Source organism: Kosakonia oryzendophytica (assembly GCF_027886705.1).
GTDB lineage: Bacteria > Pseudomonadota > Gammaproteobacteria > Enterobacterales > Enterobacteriaceae > Kosakonia > Kosakonia oryzendophytica.
Genome location: NZ_CP115659.1, coordinates 4,026,465 through 4,044,324 on the forward strand (window position 1 = coordinate 4,026,465; position 17,860 = coordinate 4,044,324).

The following is a 17,860-nucleotide window of genomic DNA, read 5'->3' on the forward strand; positions in this document are numbered from 1 at the left end:
GTCCTAAACAGAGAAATAACCACCCGGCGGCAAAGATTTACCGCCGGGCAGCAATCATTTCAGGTTCAGCGCGGCTTTCATGGTATAGAACAGATCGGTCTGATCGGTCAGTCCCACCACATTCGCGGCATGCGGGCCATAGGCAGCAATGCGAACTTGCGCACCGGTATGCTCCATCGACTCCTCTTCGGAGTTGCCGTATGTCATAGCCATTACCGCACCATCTTTGGTGTTCAGTAACTGACTCAGACCCGGCGCTTTGCTGTCCGGCGCGATGATCTGGCTGGCGTGAGCATGATCCGCCGTGACGATCACCAGCGTGTTACCGTCTTTCTTCGCGAATTCCAGCGCTTTCTGCACCGCTTCGTCGAGATCGACCGTTTCACCAATCTGGCCGCACGGGTTCGCCGCATGATCCTGTTTATCAATGGAAGCACCTTCAACCTGCAGGAAGAAGCCCTTCTCATTTTTGTTCAGCAGCTCAATCGCTTTTTCGGTCATCGCCGCCAGCGTCGGTACGCTGCCGGTACGTTTTGCGTTCGGCGTACAGGTCACCGCGGGCTTATCGAGATTGCCATGCAAAGAGGCTTTCGGCCCTTCCCAGCGCACCGGCATGTTGCCATCAGAGAACAGCCCCAGCAGCGGTTTAGCCTGGTTTGCTTCCGTGATAGCCGCCAGCGTTGATGCGTCACCTACCAGTTGATAACCACGCGCTTGCGCCTGCTCACGCAGCGTTTTTCCTTGCCATTCGCCCGCTGTCGCCGTTTCGTTAAAAGTTTTTGCTCCGCCGCCCAACGTCACATCCGCACGGGCATTCAGCAACTGCTCGGTAATCGACCCTTTACCGCCTTTTTCCAGCGCGTTGAGGGCGCATTTTTCACTGGTCACTGTGGGGCCATAGCAGCGACGAGAGATCACGTGCGAAACCAGCGCCGCAGGCGTCGCGTCCTGCAATTCAGCCGTGGAGACGTTACCGGTCGCCAGGCCTGCTGCTTTCGCCATTTCGAGGATAGTCGGGTGATCTTTTTCGTGAATATCGACGCCGAGCGCCCCGTTATACGTTTTGACACCCGTGCTCCACGCCGTAGCAGAGGCAGCGGAATCCGTCACGTAGTCAGGTTTCCCGGTTTTTTTGTCCAGCGCGTAGTGGGTGTACTGTCCCGTTAATGGCAATGCGTCGATGCCTTTAAACGCACCGCCTGCCCCTTCGGCATAATTTCGCGCTGCGGTAATTTCGGAGTCGCCCATACCATCGCCAATCAGCAGAATAATATTCTTTGCCGGTTTGTCATTCAGCGAATCGCGCAGCGCAGCGGTCTGGTCGCCGATCAAACGGCGCGCGCCGCCTGGCGCAGAAATATCCCCCTGAGCAGCACGATTATCAAGCACAGCGGTAGAGGTAGTATCAGCATAAATAGCAGGGGTAAATAACAGTGGTAATAAAGAAAGGTATAATACGCTCTGTTTCACTTTAATATTCTCCATGTACAAATACTTAAAGAAAATAAAACAGAGCGACTATAGGCAGCGCGCATGACAGTCAGATGACAGTCCTGTCGGTGTATCGGGGGGTTAGCTGCGCGGGTGCCTTAACAGCTTTTTTACGTACTGTTGCAGCAACTCCGTATCCTTACTGGGCACGTGAGAGCCAGGGCGAGCTTCATCCAATGCCCCTTCGATACTTTGAATTAACGCCTGTTGCTCAGAAGACGCCATATGGCGCAGCAGCGCCGTCACGACAATTTCCAGCGCTTCAACCTGGGCGACCAGCTCTTTCGATTCCTCTTCTTTTTCGGCAAGCTTCACCAACAACTCTGCAATGAGATTTTTCATAGCGCTATTTCCTGATGGGATATTCGACGACGTTAACACTCTGCCCAGATGTTGCAAAGTAGATACATGTATTATTTTTGCGGATTTTCTCACAATGCTTACGGGAATTTAAAAAGCGCGAGTAACGAAACGTTTCTATGGCAAATCAGAGCGGATTAATTTAAGGCGTTAGTTAGCCCCAAATTATTAATTCCAAACGGCAGCTTATTTATATAAGAAAACATTATAGAAAAGCCGGGAATATCTTCCCGGCTCGTTTATATTCTCAACGGCGGGTGCGACGAAATGCCAGACCCAATTGCCAGAGATTAATAAACACCACCACAGCGGTGGCAGCAAATACCCAACGGAAACCGGCTACGGCCGATACAGTCGCGCCCATCAGCGGCCCGGCGACATTGCCAAGGTACATAAACGACTGGTTGTAACCGAAAATTCGCCCGGTTACCTGATCGCTGGAATATTTCAACAGCAGCGTCTGCACGGCGGGTAACATAGCGCCATCGACGAACCCCAGCATAAAACGCAGGATCCCCAGTTGCAGCGGCGAGGTAACAAATGACATGGCAAAAAACAGCACCACGGCAATACCCATTGTGCCCATCAGTATGCGCGACGTGCCAATGCGATCGCCCAGTTTGCCAAGCCGCGGTGCGGAGATCAGCGCAGAAACCCCCGGAATGGCGGCAATCAGGCCACTGAGAAACGCGATATTCGTGGTATGTGGCGCAAGCGACTGGATAAATAAGGTGAGAATCGGGCCAATCGAACCGTTACACAACTGGATCACCAGCGTCGTGACAAACAAGCTAAACACCAGGCCAGGATAAGGCAGCGTTGAAAAAACCGCTTTGCCACTGAGGCGTTCGCCCTTCTTTACCTTCGGCCTGACGCCTTCTTTAATCAGAAACAGCGTCACCAGGAAGCTGATCATTAACAACAAGGCGGTGATCAAGAAGACCATCCGCAACCCTAAATGGTCGGCAAGAAAACCGCCCATCAACGGCCCGCCAATCACACCGCTGATTTGCGCAGTGGATAAGGTACTCAACGCCCAGCCGCTGCGCTCGCGTGGTACCTGGGAGGCCACCAGCGCCATCGCGTTCGGAATATACCCTGACGTAAGCCCCATGACTCCACGCAGTAACAGCAATTGCCAGACGTTGGTGGCGAAGGCCTGCAACAGAATGGCAATCGCCATGCCCAGTGAAGCGCGCAGCAGCATCAATTTGCGGCCCTTACGATCCGCAAGGCTGCCCCACATCGGCGAGACAATGGCCGACACCAGGAAGGTCACACTGAACGTCAGACCTGACCACATCGACAACGCTTCGTGGGACGTCACGCCTAATTGTGCAACGTACAGCGGCAAAAACGGCAGAATTTGACTGATGGCGAGGCCGGTAAAAAAGCATCCAAACCACACCGAGATAAGATTAACCTTCCAGGATTCCATAAACAGGCGTAATTATTCAGGTTTTGACAATCAGTGCACAGATTAACAATAACGTGCACCAGATGGGTCGCCAGAGATGCGTTTAACAGAACTTTGGTGTTTTATCTGCTAAGTGTCGGACATGGCGGAGATCCGATAAAAAAACCACATAAATCACAGTGATTTATGCTTTAACGGCATAAACCAAAGCCACGCATGCCAAGGTGGAAATGGTTAGCATGTGCGGCGTTATACTCTGGCCCCAATCCGTTACCGTAGTAACCACAACTGGCGCTCAGCATTGCCCGTAACCAGGGTTGCGTACGCGCCTGTCGCCAGCCGTTCAGCACCGTTACCTGCTGGCCGTTCGCCAGATGAAAAGCGCTGATATCCAACGCGTCGGCGCTGGCATGCTCGCTACGCCGGGCATCTGCGCGGTTGTAAATGTTGCGGCAGGCATAGCTGCCAAGATGATCAATTCGAACCAACGCACTGCCCATAAAGCGCTCAGTGAGCGGTCGTGCTTGCTGCTGCACAAATAGCGCCGAACTAAGCGCCAGCGGGCAACTCGCCAGAAAACTGTTGTTCAGTTTTACCGCGCCAAAGTCCTGCACCCGCACCACATTACTGAGTGGGCAGTCGCCCTGACTATCCGCCACTGGCCGGACAGAGATCATCTGTTGCTGACGAGCCAGGGTTAACAGCGCGGTACAGGCTTGCGGGGACAAACGGCGAAGTTTGTACTGTGTCATGCGCCCCGGCGGATCGTTCAGTTGCAGAGGGGCAAACGGATTGTAGTAAGACGGCAGGTAGCGATAACTGATAAAAATCAACGCCAGCACACAGCTCAGCGCAATCAGGCTTTTCCCTCTCACGTCTCCCCCTTCAGGTATACAAAAAACATTATGGCAGAAGGCCGCGAATCGTGCGTTTTGACGTGCTATCGTATGGGCTTTGTGAATCAGTGTGAGTGAACGTAGAAATGGCAAAACTGCGGGTAGGGGTGGTCTTCGGCGGTAAATCGGCGGAACACGAAGTGTCGTTGCAATCGGCGAAAAATATCGTCGACGCGATGGACAAATCGCGATTTGAGGTCGTGCTGCTGGGGATCGATAAACAGGGTCAGTGGCATATCAGCGACGCGAATAATTACCTGCTGAACGCGCACGATCCGGCGCACATCGCGCTTAATCCTTCTGAAAACAGCGTTGCGCTGGTGCCAGGTATCGAGCAACAGCAGTTGATCGAAGCAGAAAGCAGCACGCCGTTGCCGAATGTTGATGTGATCTTCCCGATTGTCCACGGTACGCTGGGTGAAGATGGTTCCCTTCAGGGCATGCTGCGTCTGGCGAACCTGCCGTTCGTTGGTTCTGATGTGCTGGCGTCCGCCGCCTGCATGGATAAAGATGTCACTAAACGCTTGCTGCGCGATGCCGGGCTGGCGATCGCGCCTTTTGTTACCCTGACACGGGCAAATCGTCAACAGATCAGCTTCAGCGAAGTGGAAGCGAAACTTGGGCTGCCGATGTTTGTCAAACCAGCGAATCAGGGATCTTCCGTTGGCGTCAGCAAAGTCACCAGCGAAGCCCAGTACCATGAAGCAGTGCGCCTGGCGTTTGAATTCGACAAAAAAGTGGTAGTAGAAAAAGGCATCAAAGGCCGCGAGATCGAGTGTGCGGTGCTCGGTAACGATGACCCCCAGGCCAGTACCTGCGGCGAAATTGTGCTGAACAGCGAGTTCTACGCCTACGACACCAAGTATATCGATGATAACGGTGCGCAGGTTGTCGTCCCGGCGGCGATTGATCCGGTGATCAACGACAAAATCCGCCACATTGCGGTGCAGGCGTACCAGACGCTGGGCTGCGAAGGAATGGCGCGAGTAGATGTGTTCCTGACGCCGGATAATGAGGTCATTATTAATGAGATCAACACGTTGCCGGGCTTCACGAACATCAGCATGTACCCGAAACTGTGGCAGGCGAGCGGCATTGGTTATTCTGAGCTGATTACGCGTCTGATTGAACTGGCGATTGCGCGCCATCAGGCCAACAGCGCGCTAAAAATTTCCGTAAACGATTAAGTGTTACTCTGGCTTATCCGCCGTCTCTTCTTCATCGGGGCGGCGGCGGATAATCAACCCGGCCAGCCAGAAGCTGATGACCCAGGTGACCAGCCCTACCGCGTAAGTCTGCCAACCTTTGGCCTCAAACCCCAACAATCCCACCACTCCATTCAGAATAAAAATCAACCCAATCGCAAATGCGTAATAGTGCCAGTCACGGCGGATTTTCACAGGCAGCTTCATGACAACTCCGGCAGTTAAAACGGCATCATCGCATAACGCGCGCGTCGGGTCTGTGGCGTATGCGTTAAATCTGAAATGTTGCGATAGTAATTAAAACGTTACAGAAATGTGAGCGCGTACAAAAATAGATCAACCGGGATCCTTCCCGGGGCGAAATTATCACCTTTCTGATGTTGACAAAGCGGTACAACTGCCAAAATTACCCCGAACTGAGGCCACTGAGCCCATTACTTTGCGTGTCAGGTTGTTGTTAAATTGTAAAGAGTACCGGAGGTCTTATGGCTGACTTTACACTGTCAAAACCCTTCACGGGTGCAAAAAAACGTGACGCCTCCAGGCCGGGTAATATTGCTTATGCTGTGTTCGTTCTGCTCTGCTTCTGGGCTGGCGCCCAGTTGTTGAACCTGCTGGTACACGCACCAGGTGTGTTTGAACACCTGATGCAGATGCAGGACGCGTCCCGTCCCCAGGTGGAGATGGGGCTCGGCGTAGGCACGATCTTTGGCCTTGTGCCGTTTATCGCGGGAAGCGCCGTACTTGGCGTCATCGCCCTTGTCCTGCGCTGGCGACGACACCACTTACGTTAATTCTGCGCCATGCAGGCTGCCCGTCGATCATCCACGCGCTTTGCAAACCATGCGGTTGTCAGATTGCGGGTGATCTTCGGGCTTTCTAACTGAATGCCTGGCAACATCTCACGCGCCAGCGTTTTTCCACTCTTCTTCTCCGCCAGACGATACACTTCGCGCCACAGCGTGGTCTGTTCAAACTTCTGACTATCACCGCGTTCCAGCTGACGACGAATATCGCGATCGCTCATCCCAAGCTGGGGACCGAGTTTGCGAATAGCCCGTTCCGTACTGCCGGTATCACTGCTGCCGTAGAGGATCAGATCGCCATCCAGCGCCAGTTTCACCCCGGTCGCGATGCTGACCGCATGTTGGAAAGCCGCGTTACGGCTGGCATACAAACCGGCGTTGAAATCCGCAAAGCGATAAATCGGCGCGGTATAACTGGCGGGATAATTCAACAAATGGTACGTCCCGAACCACAACCCACCGCGACGGCTAAACACTTCCTGGCGCACCGTGCCTTCCATTTTCCACGGATAACCGTCCGTATGCTGCTGGGCGAAAGCGACGCTGATTTGCATCGGCCCCCCGGTACGCACCGGGTTCAGGGAACCGAACAGTTTCTGGCCCATTGGCACCATGCCAATAAAGTCGTCAAAAACGGCGCTCAGCTCTTTTTCGGTTCTCACTTTATCCAGCCGTTCGCTGTAACTTTTGCCATTCGGCGATGGGATTTTTAGCGCGGTATGCACCAGCACCGTCGGAATGTGCATGCGTTCGGCGCGCTTATCGATCTCTTTCCAGGCGATTTTACTGAGCCCAGGCACAATGGGATCGGACTGATAGTTAGACTCCTGCTGCGCCACCGCCAGCACTGAACAGATGTTTTCAAGCGTAGGCGCAAGCTGCTGGCTGCTAAATGTCGTGGCAAGATCCTGTGCCCAGCCTTCTCGGTCTTTCACGCTGGCGGGAATTTTCTGACGCACAACGCTCGCCACATCCAGCGGTTGTGCTCTCTCCCGCTCTTTTTCTTTCTCCACTTCTTTCTGCGATACCGGGCCTTGCGTCGAACAGCCAGCGAGGATCAATGCCGCCAGCAACCAGGAAAAACGGGGCACGTAAGACATACCGTTCCTTGTATTAACCAAAAATAGAGGGCACGGGCCGGATCTCCTGCCCATCCAGTTCACGCTCAAAACTGCGTAAACGTTTATAGATAGACATCAGGCTCACCAGCGTCGACCAGGAGGTGATTAAATACTGGAACGAACTGCGTACCTGTTCAAAAACGTTAGTTATCTGGCGCATCAAACCGAAGGTGATGGCCCCGGCGGCAATGGTCGGGAACAGCACAATCAGGCCGAACACCACATCAACCTGCATATACAGAATACGGGCGATGTTGAAATACATATAGTGGAAATAGAGACGGAAATAGTTACGCCGCACCGCAGAGAACAACTCGCTAATGGTATTTGGTCTTGCACGCCCGGCATCATCTTCACCGTACACCAGCTCTTTGCGGTATGCCGCTTCCACACGCTGATTTTTAAACTCCAGGCCTGGCAGCTTGATACCGACAAAGGCCAGCAACACTGTTCCCAGCAACGCCCAGCCTACGGCGGCGATAACCAGCCCGTAGGCCACATGCCCGACGATCGGCAGTTGCTGCACATGCGGCGACAATGCCACCAGCACCGGCAAAAACGCAATCAGCGTCATCACCGCATTAATAAAGCTGGTGCCCATATCTTCCAGCGTTGTGGCAAAACGCATCGTGTCTTCCTGCACACGTTGCGCCGCCCCTTCGATATGACGCAAGTGATCCCAGTGCGCCATATAGTATTCGTTCATCGCCGTGCGCCAACGAAACACATAATGGCTGACAAAAAAATTGTTCAGCACCGCAACCGTCACGGCAATTAATGCGATCCACAGAAACACGCCAATCTCGCTATAGAGCTGACCGATGCTCACTTTATTCGGCGCGCTAAGCGCAGTCTGGATCAGATCATAAAACGGTTGATACCAGGCATTGATGGCCACATTGACTTCCACCAAAAACCAGGTGACAAAGATGATCAGCGCGGTGCCTAAAATCGACCAGCGCTGCCAGCGGTGCGGCGAGAGGGTAAACCAGCACAGCGCAAATACGCCTACGCAGAACGCATAATAGGCATAGAACAGCAGATAGCCAGGGGCCCAGAAACGTGCGGCGCTGATTGGCACGTCCGCCGATGCGCCCATTAAACGCATCAGCCAGGCTTCACCGCCTGCCTGCCAGAAAATGACCGCGATAGCGGCCCAGATAAAAGCCGACAAAAAGAACAGCGTCGGCCGGGGGAAGAAGGACTTAAACATCGTGCTCTCCTGCTTACTTCTTATTATTTACCACACATGCTGTGTACCAGGATTTTGCACCGCGCTAAAACGCGCTGTGACAAAAAAGCGCCGCAAATGCGACGCCGGATAATCTCTTCAGACCTAAGGGTAACCCCTTAGTTCGTTTGCCATTCGTGAACAATTGTTTCGACGGGTTTCACCCGCACGGGATTGCCCGGTACGGTGAGCGTTCGCCACACGTCGTTATAGTGCTCAATTAACGTTGCCGCCTGCGCAGCCGGGCGGTTAGCCGTGGTGTGAGCATCCTGCGCCACCGTTATCGCATAGCCGCGGCTGGCGCCGTTTTTCAGGGTGGTATCAACACAGTAGTCCGTGGCGCAACCGCACATGACAAAGGCGTCAATATCCTGCTCACGTAACACGCTTTCCAACTGCGTTTTGTAGAACGCATCGCAGGCAGTCTTGGTGACGTACAGCGCGCCCGCAGGTTGGTTCAGTTCCGGCAACAAATCGAACCCGGCGCTGCCCTCTTCCAGTCCACCCGCTTCGGCATGCTGAATGAAGATCACCGTGTCTGCGGCGGCTATTAACTGGTTGATGCGCGCCACGCACTGCTCGCGCTGAATACGTGGCGTTGCGAACACCCCGTTCTGCATATCCACCACCATCACTACCCGTTTACCTGCCATTCTCTGACTCCTGCTTTCGGGAAAGAGAGAGGTTATCACATGCGCATGCGGGCGCAGTCATAGGGAAAAAATTTCATATTTACCCATCGTTACGTATTAGGGCGAAAGAATACGCTTATTAGGGCTTTGCAACGGGACGCTAAGTAGTATAAATACGCTCTACCTTTCCCATTATTCTGTGGACCCCTTCGTTGAAACGTTGTTTGCTTTTTTCTGCGATGCTGTGCGCACTCAGCCTGACCACCGCCCGGGCGGCGCAACACTCTCCTGACCCGGTTTTTGCTTCGGATATCGTCGATCGCTACGCCAACCATATTTACTTTGGCAGCGGCGCGACAGGAATGGCGATCGTCGTGATTGACGGAAATCAGCGCGTATTCAGAAGTTATGGCGAAACCCGACCGGGTAATAATGTACGCCCACAACTGGACTCGGTGATTCGTATTGCCTCACTGTCGAAGCTGATGACCAGCGAGATGCTGGTGAAACTGCTCGATCAAGGTATCGTGCGTCTGGACGATCCCTTAAGTAAATATGCACCGCCGGGCGCTCGCGTCCCGACTTACCAGGGCACGCCCATTACGCTGGTGAATCTCGCCACGCACACCAGCGCCCTGCCCCGTGAACAACCCGGCGGCGCGGCGCACCGCGATGTGTTTGTCTGGCCAACGCGTGAACAGCGCTGGAACTGGCTCTCAACCGCCACGCTAAAATTCGCGCCCGGTACGCAGGCCGCCTACTCCAACCTGGCGTTTGATCTGTTGGCCGATGCGCTGGCAAAAGCGGCGGGGAAACCGTATCCCCAACTGTTTGAAGATCAGATCACGCGCCCGCTGGGCATGAAAGACACCACCTTTACGCCCTCACCGGATCAGTGCAAACGCCTGATGGTGGCCGAAAAAGGTGCCAGCCCCTGTAACAATACGCTGGCGGCAGTCGGCAGTGGCGGTGTTTACTCCACGCCCGGCGACATGATGCGCTGGATGCAACAGTTCCTCTCGTCGGATTTCTACTCCCGCAACAGTCAGGCCGACCGTATGCAGACGCTGATTTACCCGCGTAATCAGTTGACGAAAGTGATCGGGATGGATGTCCCCGGTAAAGCGGACGCGCTGGGTCTGGGCTGGGTGTATATGGCACCGAAAGAGGGGCACCCTGGCATCATTCAGAAAACCGGTGGCGGCGGTGGATTTATCACTTATATGGCCATGGTGCCACAGCATAACGTCGGAGTGTTTGTGGTGATCACCCGCTCGCCGCTGACGCGCTTTACCAATATGAGCGACGGCGTCAACGACCTGGTCAGTGAACTGAGCAACAACAAACCGCACGTGGTTCCCGCCTCCTGAGGCAATAACCGGGGCAGACAGCATCTGCCTTTGCCCCGGTATTTAACAGCGATTTTGGTAAAACAGCGCCCCCTCTTTTCAGTTACAATGGCACTATCTGTTCCACAAATATCAGGCATACCATGACCGATTTAATCACTCGCCCTCGCCGCCTGCGCCAATCCCCCGCGCTGCGCGCTATGTTTGAAGAGACAACACTGAGCAAAAACGACCTGGTGTTGCCGATCTTTGTTGAAGAAGAGCTGGACGACTACAAAGCCATTGAGGCCATGCCAGGCGTCATGCGCATTCCGGAAAAATACCTCGCTCGTGAAATCGAACGCATCGCCAGGGCTGGGATCCGCTCCGTCATGACCTTCGGTATTTCTCATCATACCGACGAGACGGGGAGCGATACCTGGCAGGAAAACGGCCTGGTGGCGCGTATGTCGCGCATCTGCAAAGAGACCGTGCCGGAGATGATTGTGATGTCCGACACCTGTTTTTGCGAATACACCTCGCACGGTCACTGTGGTGTGCTGTGCGACCACGGTGTGGATAACGACGCGACCCTGCTCAATCTGGGTAAACAAGCCGTGGTTGCCGCAGCCGCAGGCGCAGACTTCATCGCGCCGTCCGCTGCCATGGACGGTCAGGTAAAAGCCATTCGCCAGGCGCTGGACGCGGCAGGCTTTACCGACACAGCCATCATGTCTTATTCAACCAAGTTTGCCTCGTCGTTCTACGGCCCGTTCCGTGAAGCGGCAGGCACTGCGCTGAAAGGCGATCGCAAAACCTACCAGATGAACCCAATGAACCGCCGCGAGGCGATTCGCGAGTCGCTGATCGACGAGGCCGAAGGCGCAGACTGCCTGATGGTCAAACCGGCGGGCGCGTATCTGGACATTCTGCGTGACGTTCGCGAGCGCACCGGGCTGCCGCTGGGTGCTTATCAGGTGAGCGGCGAGTACGCGATGATCAAATTCGCCGCGCTGGCGGGTGCCATCGACGAAGATAAAGTGGTGCTGGAAAGCCTGGGCGCAATCAAGCGTGCAGGCGCGGATCTGATCTTCAGCTACTTCGCCCTCGACCTCGCCGAACGCGGTATCCTCTGAGTTAGCCCTGCCTTTCGCCCTCTCCCGCCGGGAGAGGGTAGATGTGACAAAACATGCCATTTTGTATTGTCATATGTTCATTGTAATGAAACGTAAACGTCATCTTCTCCCTTTACTGTCTTCGCAAGACGGGAGGAGAAGCCACCATGTTTAGTCTCGACAATGTACTCGACGACCTCTGGCCACAGGCCAGACCCGCACCCTGGCAAAAGAATCTGCTCAGACGACTGCTTTATGAACGCGAGTTCCAGCAATTTGCGGAACGCCATCCCCACCTGAAAGGGCTGGATATGGTTGAGCAAGTGCTTGAACACCTGCAGATCCGCTGCACCGTTCCTGCTCACGATCTTGAACAGATCCCCGAACATGGCCCCTTGGTCATTATCGCCAACCACCCCACCGGTACGCTCGACGGGCTGGCGCTGATGTATGCCGTTTCCCGTGTTCGCCGCGATGTCAAAGTGGTCACCAACCGTATGCTGACCCACCTGGAGCCACTCAGTTCACTGTTCATTCCGGTGGATAACATGGGAGGACGCACGCGTAAATCGTCGCTACAACAGATGGAGAATCATCTGCAACGAGGCGGTGTGCTGATTTTCTTCCCGGCGGGAGAAGTCTCACGCGTAACGCGTAAAGGTATCCGCGATAAAAGCTGGCATACCGGTTTTATCAAACTGGCAAATAAATTCCGCGCTCCGCTGCTACCGGCCTGGATCGATGCCCGTAACAGCGCACTGTTCTACGCAAGCGCAATGGTTTCGGACACGCTACCGCTGTTGCTGCTGATGCAGCAGATGTTTCGCCGCCGCAACAGCAACCTGCCGATCAAAATCGGTCAGCGCATTCCCTGGAATAGCTGGCATACGCCGCAACTCTCCTCACGGGAACTGGCCGATAAGTGTCGCAAGCATGTCCTGCGTTTGGGCAAGGGATTGCCCGGCCCCTTCAAAACCGAGTGCGCCATTGCGCGCCCGGAAGAGCGGATCACCCTGCGCCGTGAACTCAATAACGCCGAGTGCCTTGGCCACACGGCGGATGGCAAAATTATCTACCTCTGGCAGCGCAAGGGGCAGGAAGATGCGCCGCTCTTGCGCGAGCTGGGACGGCTGCGGGAGATTGCCTTCCGCGCGGTGGGCGAAGGCAGCGGTAAACGTCGCGATACGGATAAATATGACGACGATTACCTGCACCTGATCCTCTGGGATGAGAGCGATCTGGAAATCGTCGGCGCTTATCGCTTTATGCCCACCGCACAGCAGGTCGAAGCCCGCGGCATTGAAGGGCTTTATAGCCACAGTCTGTTCCACTATGACGATCGGATGGCGGACGTGCTGCGTAACGGCATTGAACTGGGACGCAGCTTTATTCAGCCGCGTTACTGGGGACGTCGTGGTCTGGACTATCTCTGGTCGGGAATTGGCGCATACCTGGCGCGGTATCCGCAATACCGCTACTTGTTTGGCCCGGTGTCAATTTCCGGCGGTATGCCGCCTGCGGCAAGGGATCTGCTGGTGGCATTCTACCGTTTGTGGTTCCCGGCGACCTGGCCGCTGGCCGCGTCACGTCGCCCGTGGCCTGCCACCATGCCGGACGTGCTGGCACAGTTTACCGGTGAGGATTACACCGAAGATCTGACGCGTCTGAAATCGCTGCTTGGCAATCTGGGCTGCGGTATTCCACCGCTGTATAAACAGTATTCCGAACTGTGTGAAACGGGGGGCGTACAGTTTATTGATTTTGGCTGCGATCCGGAATTCAACAATTGTGTCGATGGTCTGGTATTGGTGGATTTGACCTACCTGAAAGCCAACCGCTACGAACGTTATATTGCCGCACATCTCCCCGAGCAGAAAGCCAGTTAGCTACTCGCCTCTCCCTCTTCCTGCCGGAAGAGGGAATATTACCCATGCACCAGACGCAGATGCGCCCGTCGACTATTAAGTCGCGGATTATGCGTAAAAATCACATATAAAATAGGACGCCAGGCCATTATTTCCTCCTTCGTTAAACATACCCGAAAATTGCACTGAATTTTTTTGCTACAAACTAAATTGCCGGACAATTCAGGTCAACTGATTCTCATGGATTACATTTAACATCAGGCTCGTGCCTGAATAATATGCGAAATAGTTCACAAAAAATTATTAAATCAAACTATAAAATCAACATGTTAAGTTAATGTGAAGCAATTCAATATTTTAAACTACAATAATATAATTAAAGCCTGCAATAAGAATAATAACTTAAGAATATTCGCATTTAATTTGTCTTTATTAGCTACAAAACACCTCCACCTTGTAACAATTAATTATTTTCCTAACCCCGCGGCAATAAATTTACGCTTAAGCAACACATCCTCCAGTCGCGCAAACTTCACCATTGCAGGGCAGCGCGTGCACCAAAAATACGCCTGCAAGCGGGTCAGATTGATTACTCACGCCTAACACAATGAATAATAAGACTTCTTTTTTCTGGCACTGCCTTTGCAATCGTTATAGCAAGGTATTCAATGGCGAGGCAGTACACTATGAGCACACAAACAACACTAAAAAGAACACTGGGCAGCTTCCGGCTGTGGGGGATCGCCGTCGGGCTGGTCATTTCCGGGGAGTACTTTGGCTGGAGCTACGGCTGGTCGCAGGCAGGCACGCTGGGCTTTCTGATCGTCGCATTATTGATTGCAGCCATGTACTGCGCATTCATCTTCAGCTTTACCGAACTGACCACCGCGATCCCGCACGCCGGTGGTCCATTCGCCTATGCCTATCGCGCTTTCGGGCCGACGGGTGGGTTTATTGCAGGGTTTGCCACACTGATTGAGTTCGTCTTTGCCCCACCAGCGATCGCCATGGCGATCGGGGCTTATCTGAATGTACAGTTTCCGTCGCTCGATCCCAAATGGGTAGCCTGCGGGGCGTACATCATCTTTATGGCACTGAACATCCTCGGCGTCGGGATCGCCGCGACCTTCGAATTGATTGTCACCCTGCTGGCGATTTTCGAGCTGCTGGTGTTTATGGGCGTGGTCGCACCGGGCTTCTCCTGGAGCAACTTCACCGCCAACGGCTGGGCGGGCGCAGACAGCTTCAGCGGACTGGCGCTGCCGGGCATGTTCGCCGCAATCCCATTTGCTATCTGGTTTTTCCTGGCCATTGAAGGCGCATCCATGGCGGCAGAGGAAGCCAAAGATCCGCAACGCACCATTCCGCGCGCGCTGGGTGGCGGTATTCTGACGCTGACAGTGCTGGCAGTAGGAGTAATGATGTTTGCGGGTGGTGTGGGCGACTGGCGTGCGCTGTCCAATATTAACGATCCGCTGCCGCAGGCGATGAAAGTGGTGGTCGGCAACAGCAGCGGCTGGCTGCACATGCTGGTATGGCTGGGCCTGTTCGGTCTGGTGGCCTCTTTCCACGGCATTATCATGGGCTATTCCCGCCAGATTTACTCGCTGGCGCGCGCGGGCTACCTGCCGGCAAGCCTGGCGAATCTGAATCGCAAAACCCGCACCCCGCATCTGGCCATCCTCGCCGGTGGCGTGGTCGGGATTGCCGCGATTTTCTCTGACTCATTAATCACCATAAGCGGTATGCCGCTGACCGCCTGTATTGTGACGATGTCGGTATTCGGGGCTATTGTTATGTATATCACCTCGATGGCGGCGCTGTTCAAACTACGCCGCAGCGAGCCGGAACTGGCGCGCCCGTTTAAAGCACCGCTGTTCCCGTACGCGCCCGCATTCGCCTTAGGCATGGCAGTGCTCTGCCTGGTGGCGATGGTCTGGTACAACACCCTGCTGGCGCTGATCTTCGCCATTATGATGCTCGGCGGTTATATGTGGTTCCGTAAAACGGCGCACGCCCGCGAACGCGCCAGCCTGGATCCGCAACTGCGCGCCATTTCCTGAGGAGTATCAATGTATAAAACCACTCTGGCGCACCGTACCTACCGGTTCGCCAGCCTCAAAGAACTGATGGCAAAAGCCTCCCCGGCGCGATCCGGGGATGTGCTGGCCGGGGTGGCGGCGCAGTCGGCGGAAGAGCGAATGGCGGCAAAAATCGCCCTCGCGGATGTGCCGCTGCGCGATATCCTCGCCACCCCGTTAATTCCTTATGAAACGGATGAGGTCACGCGCCTTATTATTGATACTCACGACAGCGCCGCTTTCGCGCTGATAGCCCACCTGACGGTGGGGGATTTTCGCGACTGGCTACTGGCGGACAGCACTGACACAGCCATGTTGAGCCATGTTGCCCGCGCCATCACCCCGGAAATGGCCGCCGCCGTCAGCAAACTGATGCGCAACCAGGATTTGATCCTCGCCGCCAGCAAATGCAGCGTGATTACCCGCTTTCGTAATACCATCGGTCTGCCGGGTCATCTCAGCGTGCGCTTGCAGCCCAACCACCCGACCGATGATCTGAAAGGTATCGCCGCCAGCATGCTTGATGGGTTGTTGTACGGCGCAGGAGATGCCGTCGTTGGCATCAACCCCGCCAGCGACAGCCTGCCAGTATTGGAAAAGCTCAATCATATGATGGCGGACATTATTGACCGCTTCGCTATTCCCACCCAGTCGTGCGTACTGACCCATGTCACCAACACCGTGCAATTGATCGAACGCGGTGCACCGGTGGATTTGGTGTTCCAGTCGGTGGCGGGCAGCGAAGCGGCGAACAGCGGTTTCGGCATCAATCTCGCCCTGTTGCAGGAGGCGCACGAAGCGGCATTAAGCCTGAAACGCGGCACGCTGGGCAACAACGTCATGTACTTTGAAACCGGCCAGGGCAGTTGCCTCTCCGCCAATGCCCATCACGGCGTCGATCAGCAGACCTGTGAGGCGCGCGCCTATGCCGTCGCCCGGCATTTTAACCCGTTGCTGGTGAATACTGTGGTCGGCTTTATTGGCCCGGAATATCTCTACGACGGCAAACAGATCATCCGCGCCGGGCTGGAAGATCACTTCTGCGGCAAACTGATGGGGCTGCCGATTGGCTGTGATGTCTGCTATACCAACCATGCCGAAGCGGATCAGGACGACATGGACACCCTGCTAACGCTGCTGTGCACTGCCGGGCTGACCTTCCTGATTGGCGTGCCAGGGGCGGATGACATCATGCTCAATTATCAGAGTACCTCGTTTCACGATGCGCTCTACGCCCGCCGCCTGCTGGGACTAAAACATGCTCCCGAGTTCGCCGCATGGCTTACCCGCATGCAGATTATCGACACCCACGGGCAGCTTCGCCTGACCGGTGCAAACCACCCGCTGCTGGCTGCATTACCGCAAGGAGCACATGTATGAACGGTCCCGATGCCTGGACACTGTTGCGCGAATTCACTGATGCGCGTATCGCGCTTGGCCGCAGCGGAGCCAGTTTGCCCACGCGCGAAGTGCTTAACTTCGGTCTGGCCCATGCACAGGCGCGCGATGCCATTCACCAACCGTTCGACAGCGAAACGCTGGCGCACCAGTTACATGAACGGGGGTTGAACACGCTGGAGGCTCACAGCGCCGCCCCGGACAGACACACCTATCTCAATCGCCCGGATCTGGGAAGAATGCTCAGCGACGAGAGCCGCCAGGCTTTGGCGGCGCACCGCCCTCCTGCTCATGATCTGTTGCTGGTCATTGGCGACGGGTTGTCGTCACATGCGGTACACCGTCAGTCGGTGGGACTCATCAGCGCCCTGTTGCCCTATTTACAGACGCTGGGAATCTCGCTTGGTCCGGTGGTGCTGGCGCACCAGTCTCGCGTGGCATTGGGCGATGACATCGGCGAAACGCTGGGCAGTAAGGCGGTTGCGATCCTGATCGGCGAGCGCCCAGGTTTATCCTCACCGGACAGCCTTGGCGTTTACCTGACCTGGAAACCCGAGCGGCAACGCATTGAGTCCGAGCGCAACTGCATTTCGAACATTCGCCCGGAAGGGCTGGGCTACGATGCCGCCGCCTTTAAACTGGCGTGGTTGCTGGAACAGGCTTTTTTACGCCGCCTGACCGGCGTACGGTTGAAGGACGAAAGCGACAATCCCGCGCTGCATGGTCGGGTTACACCACGTATGCCCGCTCACCACTGACAAACCGGTAAAGCGCTTTTAACGAAGCGCTTTTTATTTTCCCCCTGCACACGCGAACCGTTAATCACCTTCTGCCCCCTTCACCTGTTTTACCCCGCCCTGCTGCGCCTCTTTTTAACATAGCCCGCCAGCATCCTGTGCCAGCCCTGCTCCGCC

16 protein-coding genes are annotated in these 17,860 nt (G+C 55.1%); 8 read left to right on the top strand and 8 right to left on the bottom strand.

Features of this window, described 5'->3' with window-relative positions; translation table 11 throughout:
• Positions 1-54: 54 nt before the first annotated feature.
• The 4 genes from phoA to O9K67_RS19520 all read right to left on the bottom strand — a co-directional run bounded on the left by phoA (position 55) and on the right by O9K67_RS19520 (position 4,143).
• Positions 55-1,470, bottom strand: coding sequence for an alkaline phosphatase (gene phoA / locus O9K67_RS19505; RefSeq protein ID WP_061500141.1), 1,416 nt, complete (start codon positions 1,468-1,470; stop codon positions 55-57).
• 102 nt (positions 1,471-1,572) lie between these two features.
• Entirely contained in the window at positions 1,573-1,833 is a 261-nt protein-coding gene (gene iraP, locus O9K67_RS19510) for an anti-adapter protein IraP (protein ID WP_061497281.1), read from the bottom strand.
• A 265-nt stretch (positions 1,834-2,098) separates the two neighbouring features.
• Entirely contained in the window at positions 2,099-3,289 is a 1,191-nt protein-coding gene (locus O9K67_RS19515; protein ID WP_061497283.1) for a multidrug efflux MFS transporter, read from the bottom strand.
• Positions 3,290-3,459: 170 nt separating this feature from the next.
• Positions 3,460-4,143: an extensin-like domain-containing protein gene (locus tag O9K67_RS19520; RefSeq protein ID WP_061497285.1), complete on the bottom strand. Its 684-nt coding sequence runs from the start codon at positions 4,141-4,143 to the stop codon at positions 3,460-3,462.
• Between the two features lie 107 nt (positions 4,144-4,250).
• Here O9K67_RS19520 and ddlA point away from each other — a divergent pair, with 107 nt between their 5' ends.
• Positions 4,251-5,351 (top strand): D-alanine--D-alanine ligase, encoded by a 1,101-nt coding sequence (gene ddlA / locus O9K67_RS19525; RefSeq protein WP_061497287.1) that lies wholly within the window; start codon positions 4,251-4,253, stop codon positions 5,349-5,351.
• Positions 5,352-5,354: 3 nt separating this feature from the next.
• On the opposite strand, the gene O9K67_RS19530 is transcribed toward ddlA, so the two are convergent.
• Positions 5,355-5,576 (bottom strand): DUF2754 domain-containing protein, encoded by a 222-nt coding sequence (locus tag O9K67_RS19530; protein WP_061497289.1) that lies wholly within the window; start codon positions 5,574-5,576, stop codon positions 5,355-5,357.
• A 278-nt stretch (positions 5,577-5,854) separates the two neighbouring features.
• On the opposite strand from O9K67_RS19530, the gene O9K67_RS19535 reads away from it, so the two are divergent.
• Positions 5,855-6,163: a YaiY family protein gene (locus tag O9K67_RS19535; protein WP_061497290.1), complete on the top strand. Its 309-nt coding sequence runs from the start codon at positions 5,855-5,857 to the stop codon at positions 6,161-6,163.
• Here the strand turns inward: O9K67_RS19535 and O9K67_RS19540 are convergent.
• The 3 genes from O9K67_RS19540 to O9K67_RS19550 all read right to left on the bottom strand — a co-directional run bounded on the left by O9K67_RS19540 (position 6,160) and on the right by O9K67_RS19550 (position 9,180).
• Positions 6,160-7,275, bottom strand: coding sequence for a DUF1615 domain-containing protein (locus O9K67_RS19540; protein WP_061497292.1), 1,116 nt, complete (start codon positions 7,273-7,275; stop codon positions 6,160-6,162). The genes O9K67_RS19535 and O9K67_RS19540 overlap by 4 nt on opposite strands.
• 13 nt (positions 7,276-7,288) lie before the next feature.
• Positions 7,289-8,509 carry a peptide antibiotic transporter SbmA gene (gene sbmA / locus O9K67_RS19545; RefSeq protein ID WP_061497294.1) on the bottom strand — a complete coding sequence of 407 codons (1,221 nt, stop codon included), beginning with the start codon at positions 8,507-8,509 and terminating at the stop codon, positions 7,289-7,291.
• 137 nt (positions 8,510-8,646) lie between these two features.
• Positions 8,647-9,180: an isochorismatase family protein gene (locus tag O9K67_RS19550; RefSeq protein ID WP_061497295.1), complete on the bottom strand. Its 534-nt coding sequence runs from the start codon at positions 9,178-9,180 to the stop codon at positions 8,647-8,649.
• A 191-nt stretch (positions 9,181-9,371) separates the two neighbouring features.
• Here O9K67_RS19550 and ampH point away from each other — a divergent pair, with 191 nt between their 5' ends.
• The 6 genes from ampH to eutC all read left to right on the top strand — a co-directional run bounded on the left by ampH (position 9,372) and on the right by eutC (position 17,704).
• Positions 9,372-10,529, top strand: coding sequence for a D-alanyl-D-alanine-carboxypeptidase/endopeptidase AmpH (ampH, locus tag O9K67_RS19555; RefSeq protein WP_061497298.1), 1,158 nt, complete (start codon positions 9,372-9,374; stop codon positions 10,527-10,529).
• 122 nt (positions 10,530-10,651) lie between these two features.
• Positions 10,652-11,623 (top strand): porphobilinogen synthase, encoded by a 972-nt coding sequence (hemB, locus tag O9K67_RS19560; RefSeq protein ID WP_061497300.1) that lies wholly within the window; start codon positions 10,652-10,654, stop codon positions 11,621-11,623.
• Positions 11,624-11,769: 146 nt separating this feature from the next.
• On the top strand, positions 11,770-13,488 hold the full coding sequence (locus tag O9K67_RS19565) for a lysophospholipid acyltransferase family protein (protein WP_061497302.1): 1,719 nt from the start codon (positions 11,770-11,772) through the stop codon (positions 13,486-13,488).
• Positions 13,489-14,153: 665 nt separating this feature from the next.
• On the top strand, positions 14,154-15,530 hold the full coding sequence (eat, locus tag O9K67_RS19570; protein WP_061497304.1) for an ethanolamine permease: 1,377 nt from the start codon (positions 14,154-14,156) through the stop codon (positions 15,528-15,530).
• 9 nt (positions 15,531-15,539) lie between these two features.
• Positions 15,540-16,928, top strand: coding sequence for an ethanolamine ammonia-lyase subunit EutB (locus O9K67_RS19575; protein ID WP_061497306.1), 1,389 nt, complete (start codon positions 15,540-15,542; stop codon positions 16,926-16,928).
• Positions 16,925-17,704: an ethanolamine ammonia-lyase subunit EutC gene (eutC, locus tag O9K67_RS19580; protein WP_061497309.1), complete on the top strand. Its 780-nt coding sequence runs from the start codon at positions 16,925-16,927 to the stop codon at positions 17,702-17,704. The genes O9K67_RS19575 and eutC overlap by 4 nt, the downstream gene beginning before the upstream one ends.
• The last annotated feature ends 156 nt before the right edge of the window (positions 17,705-17,860 follow it).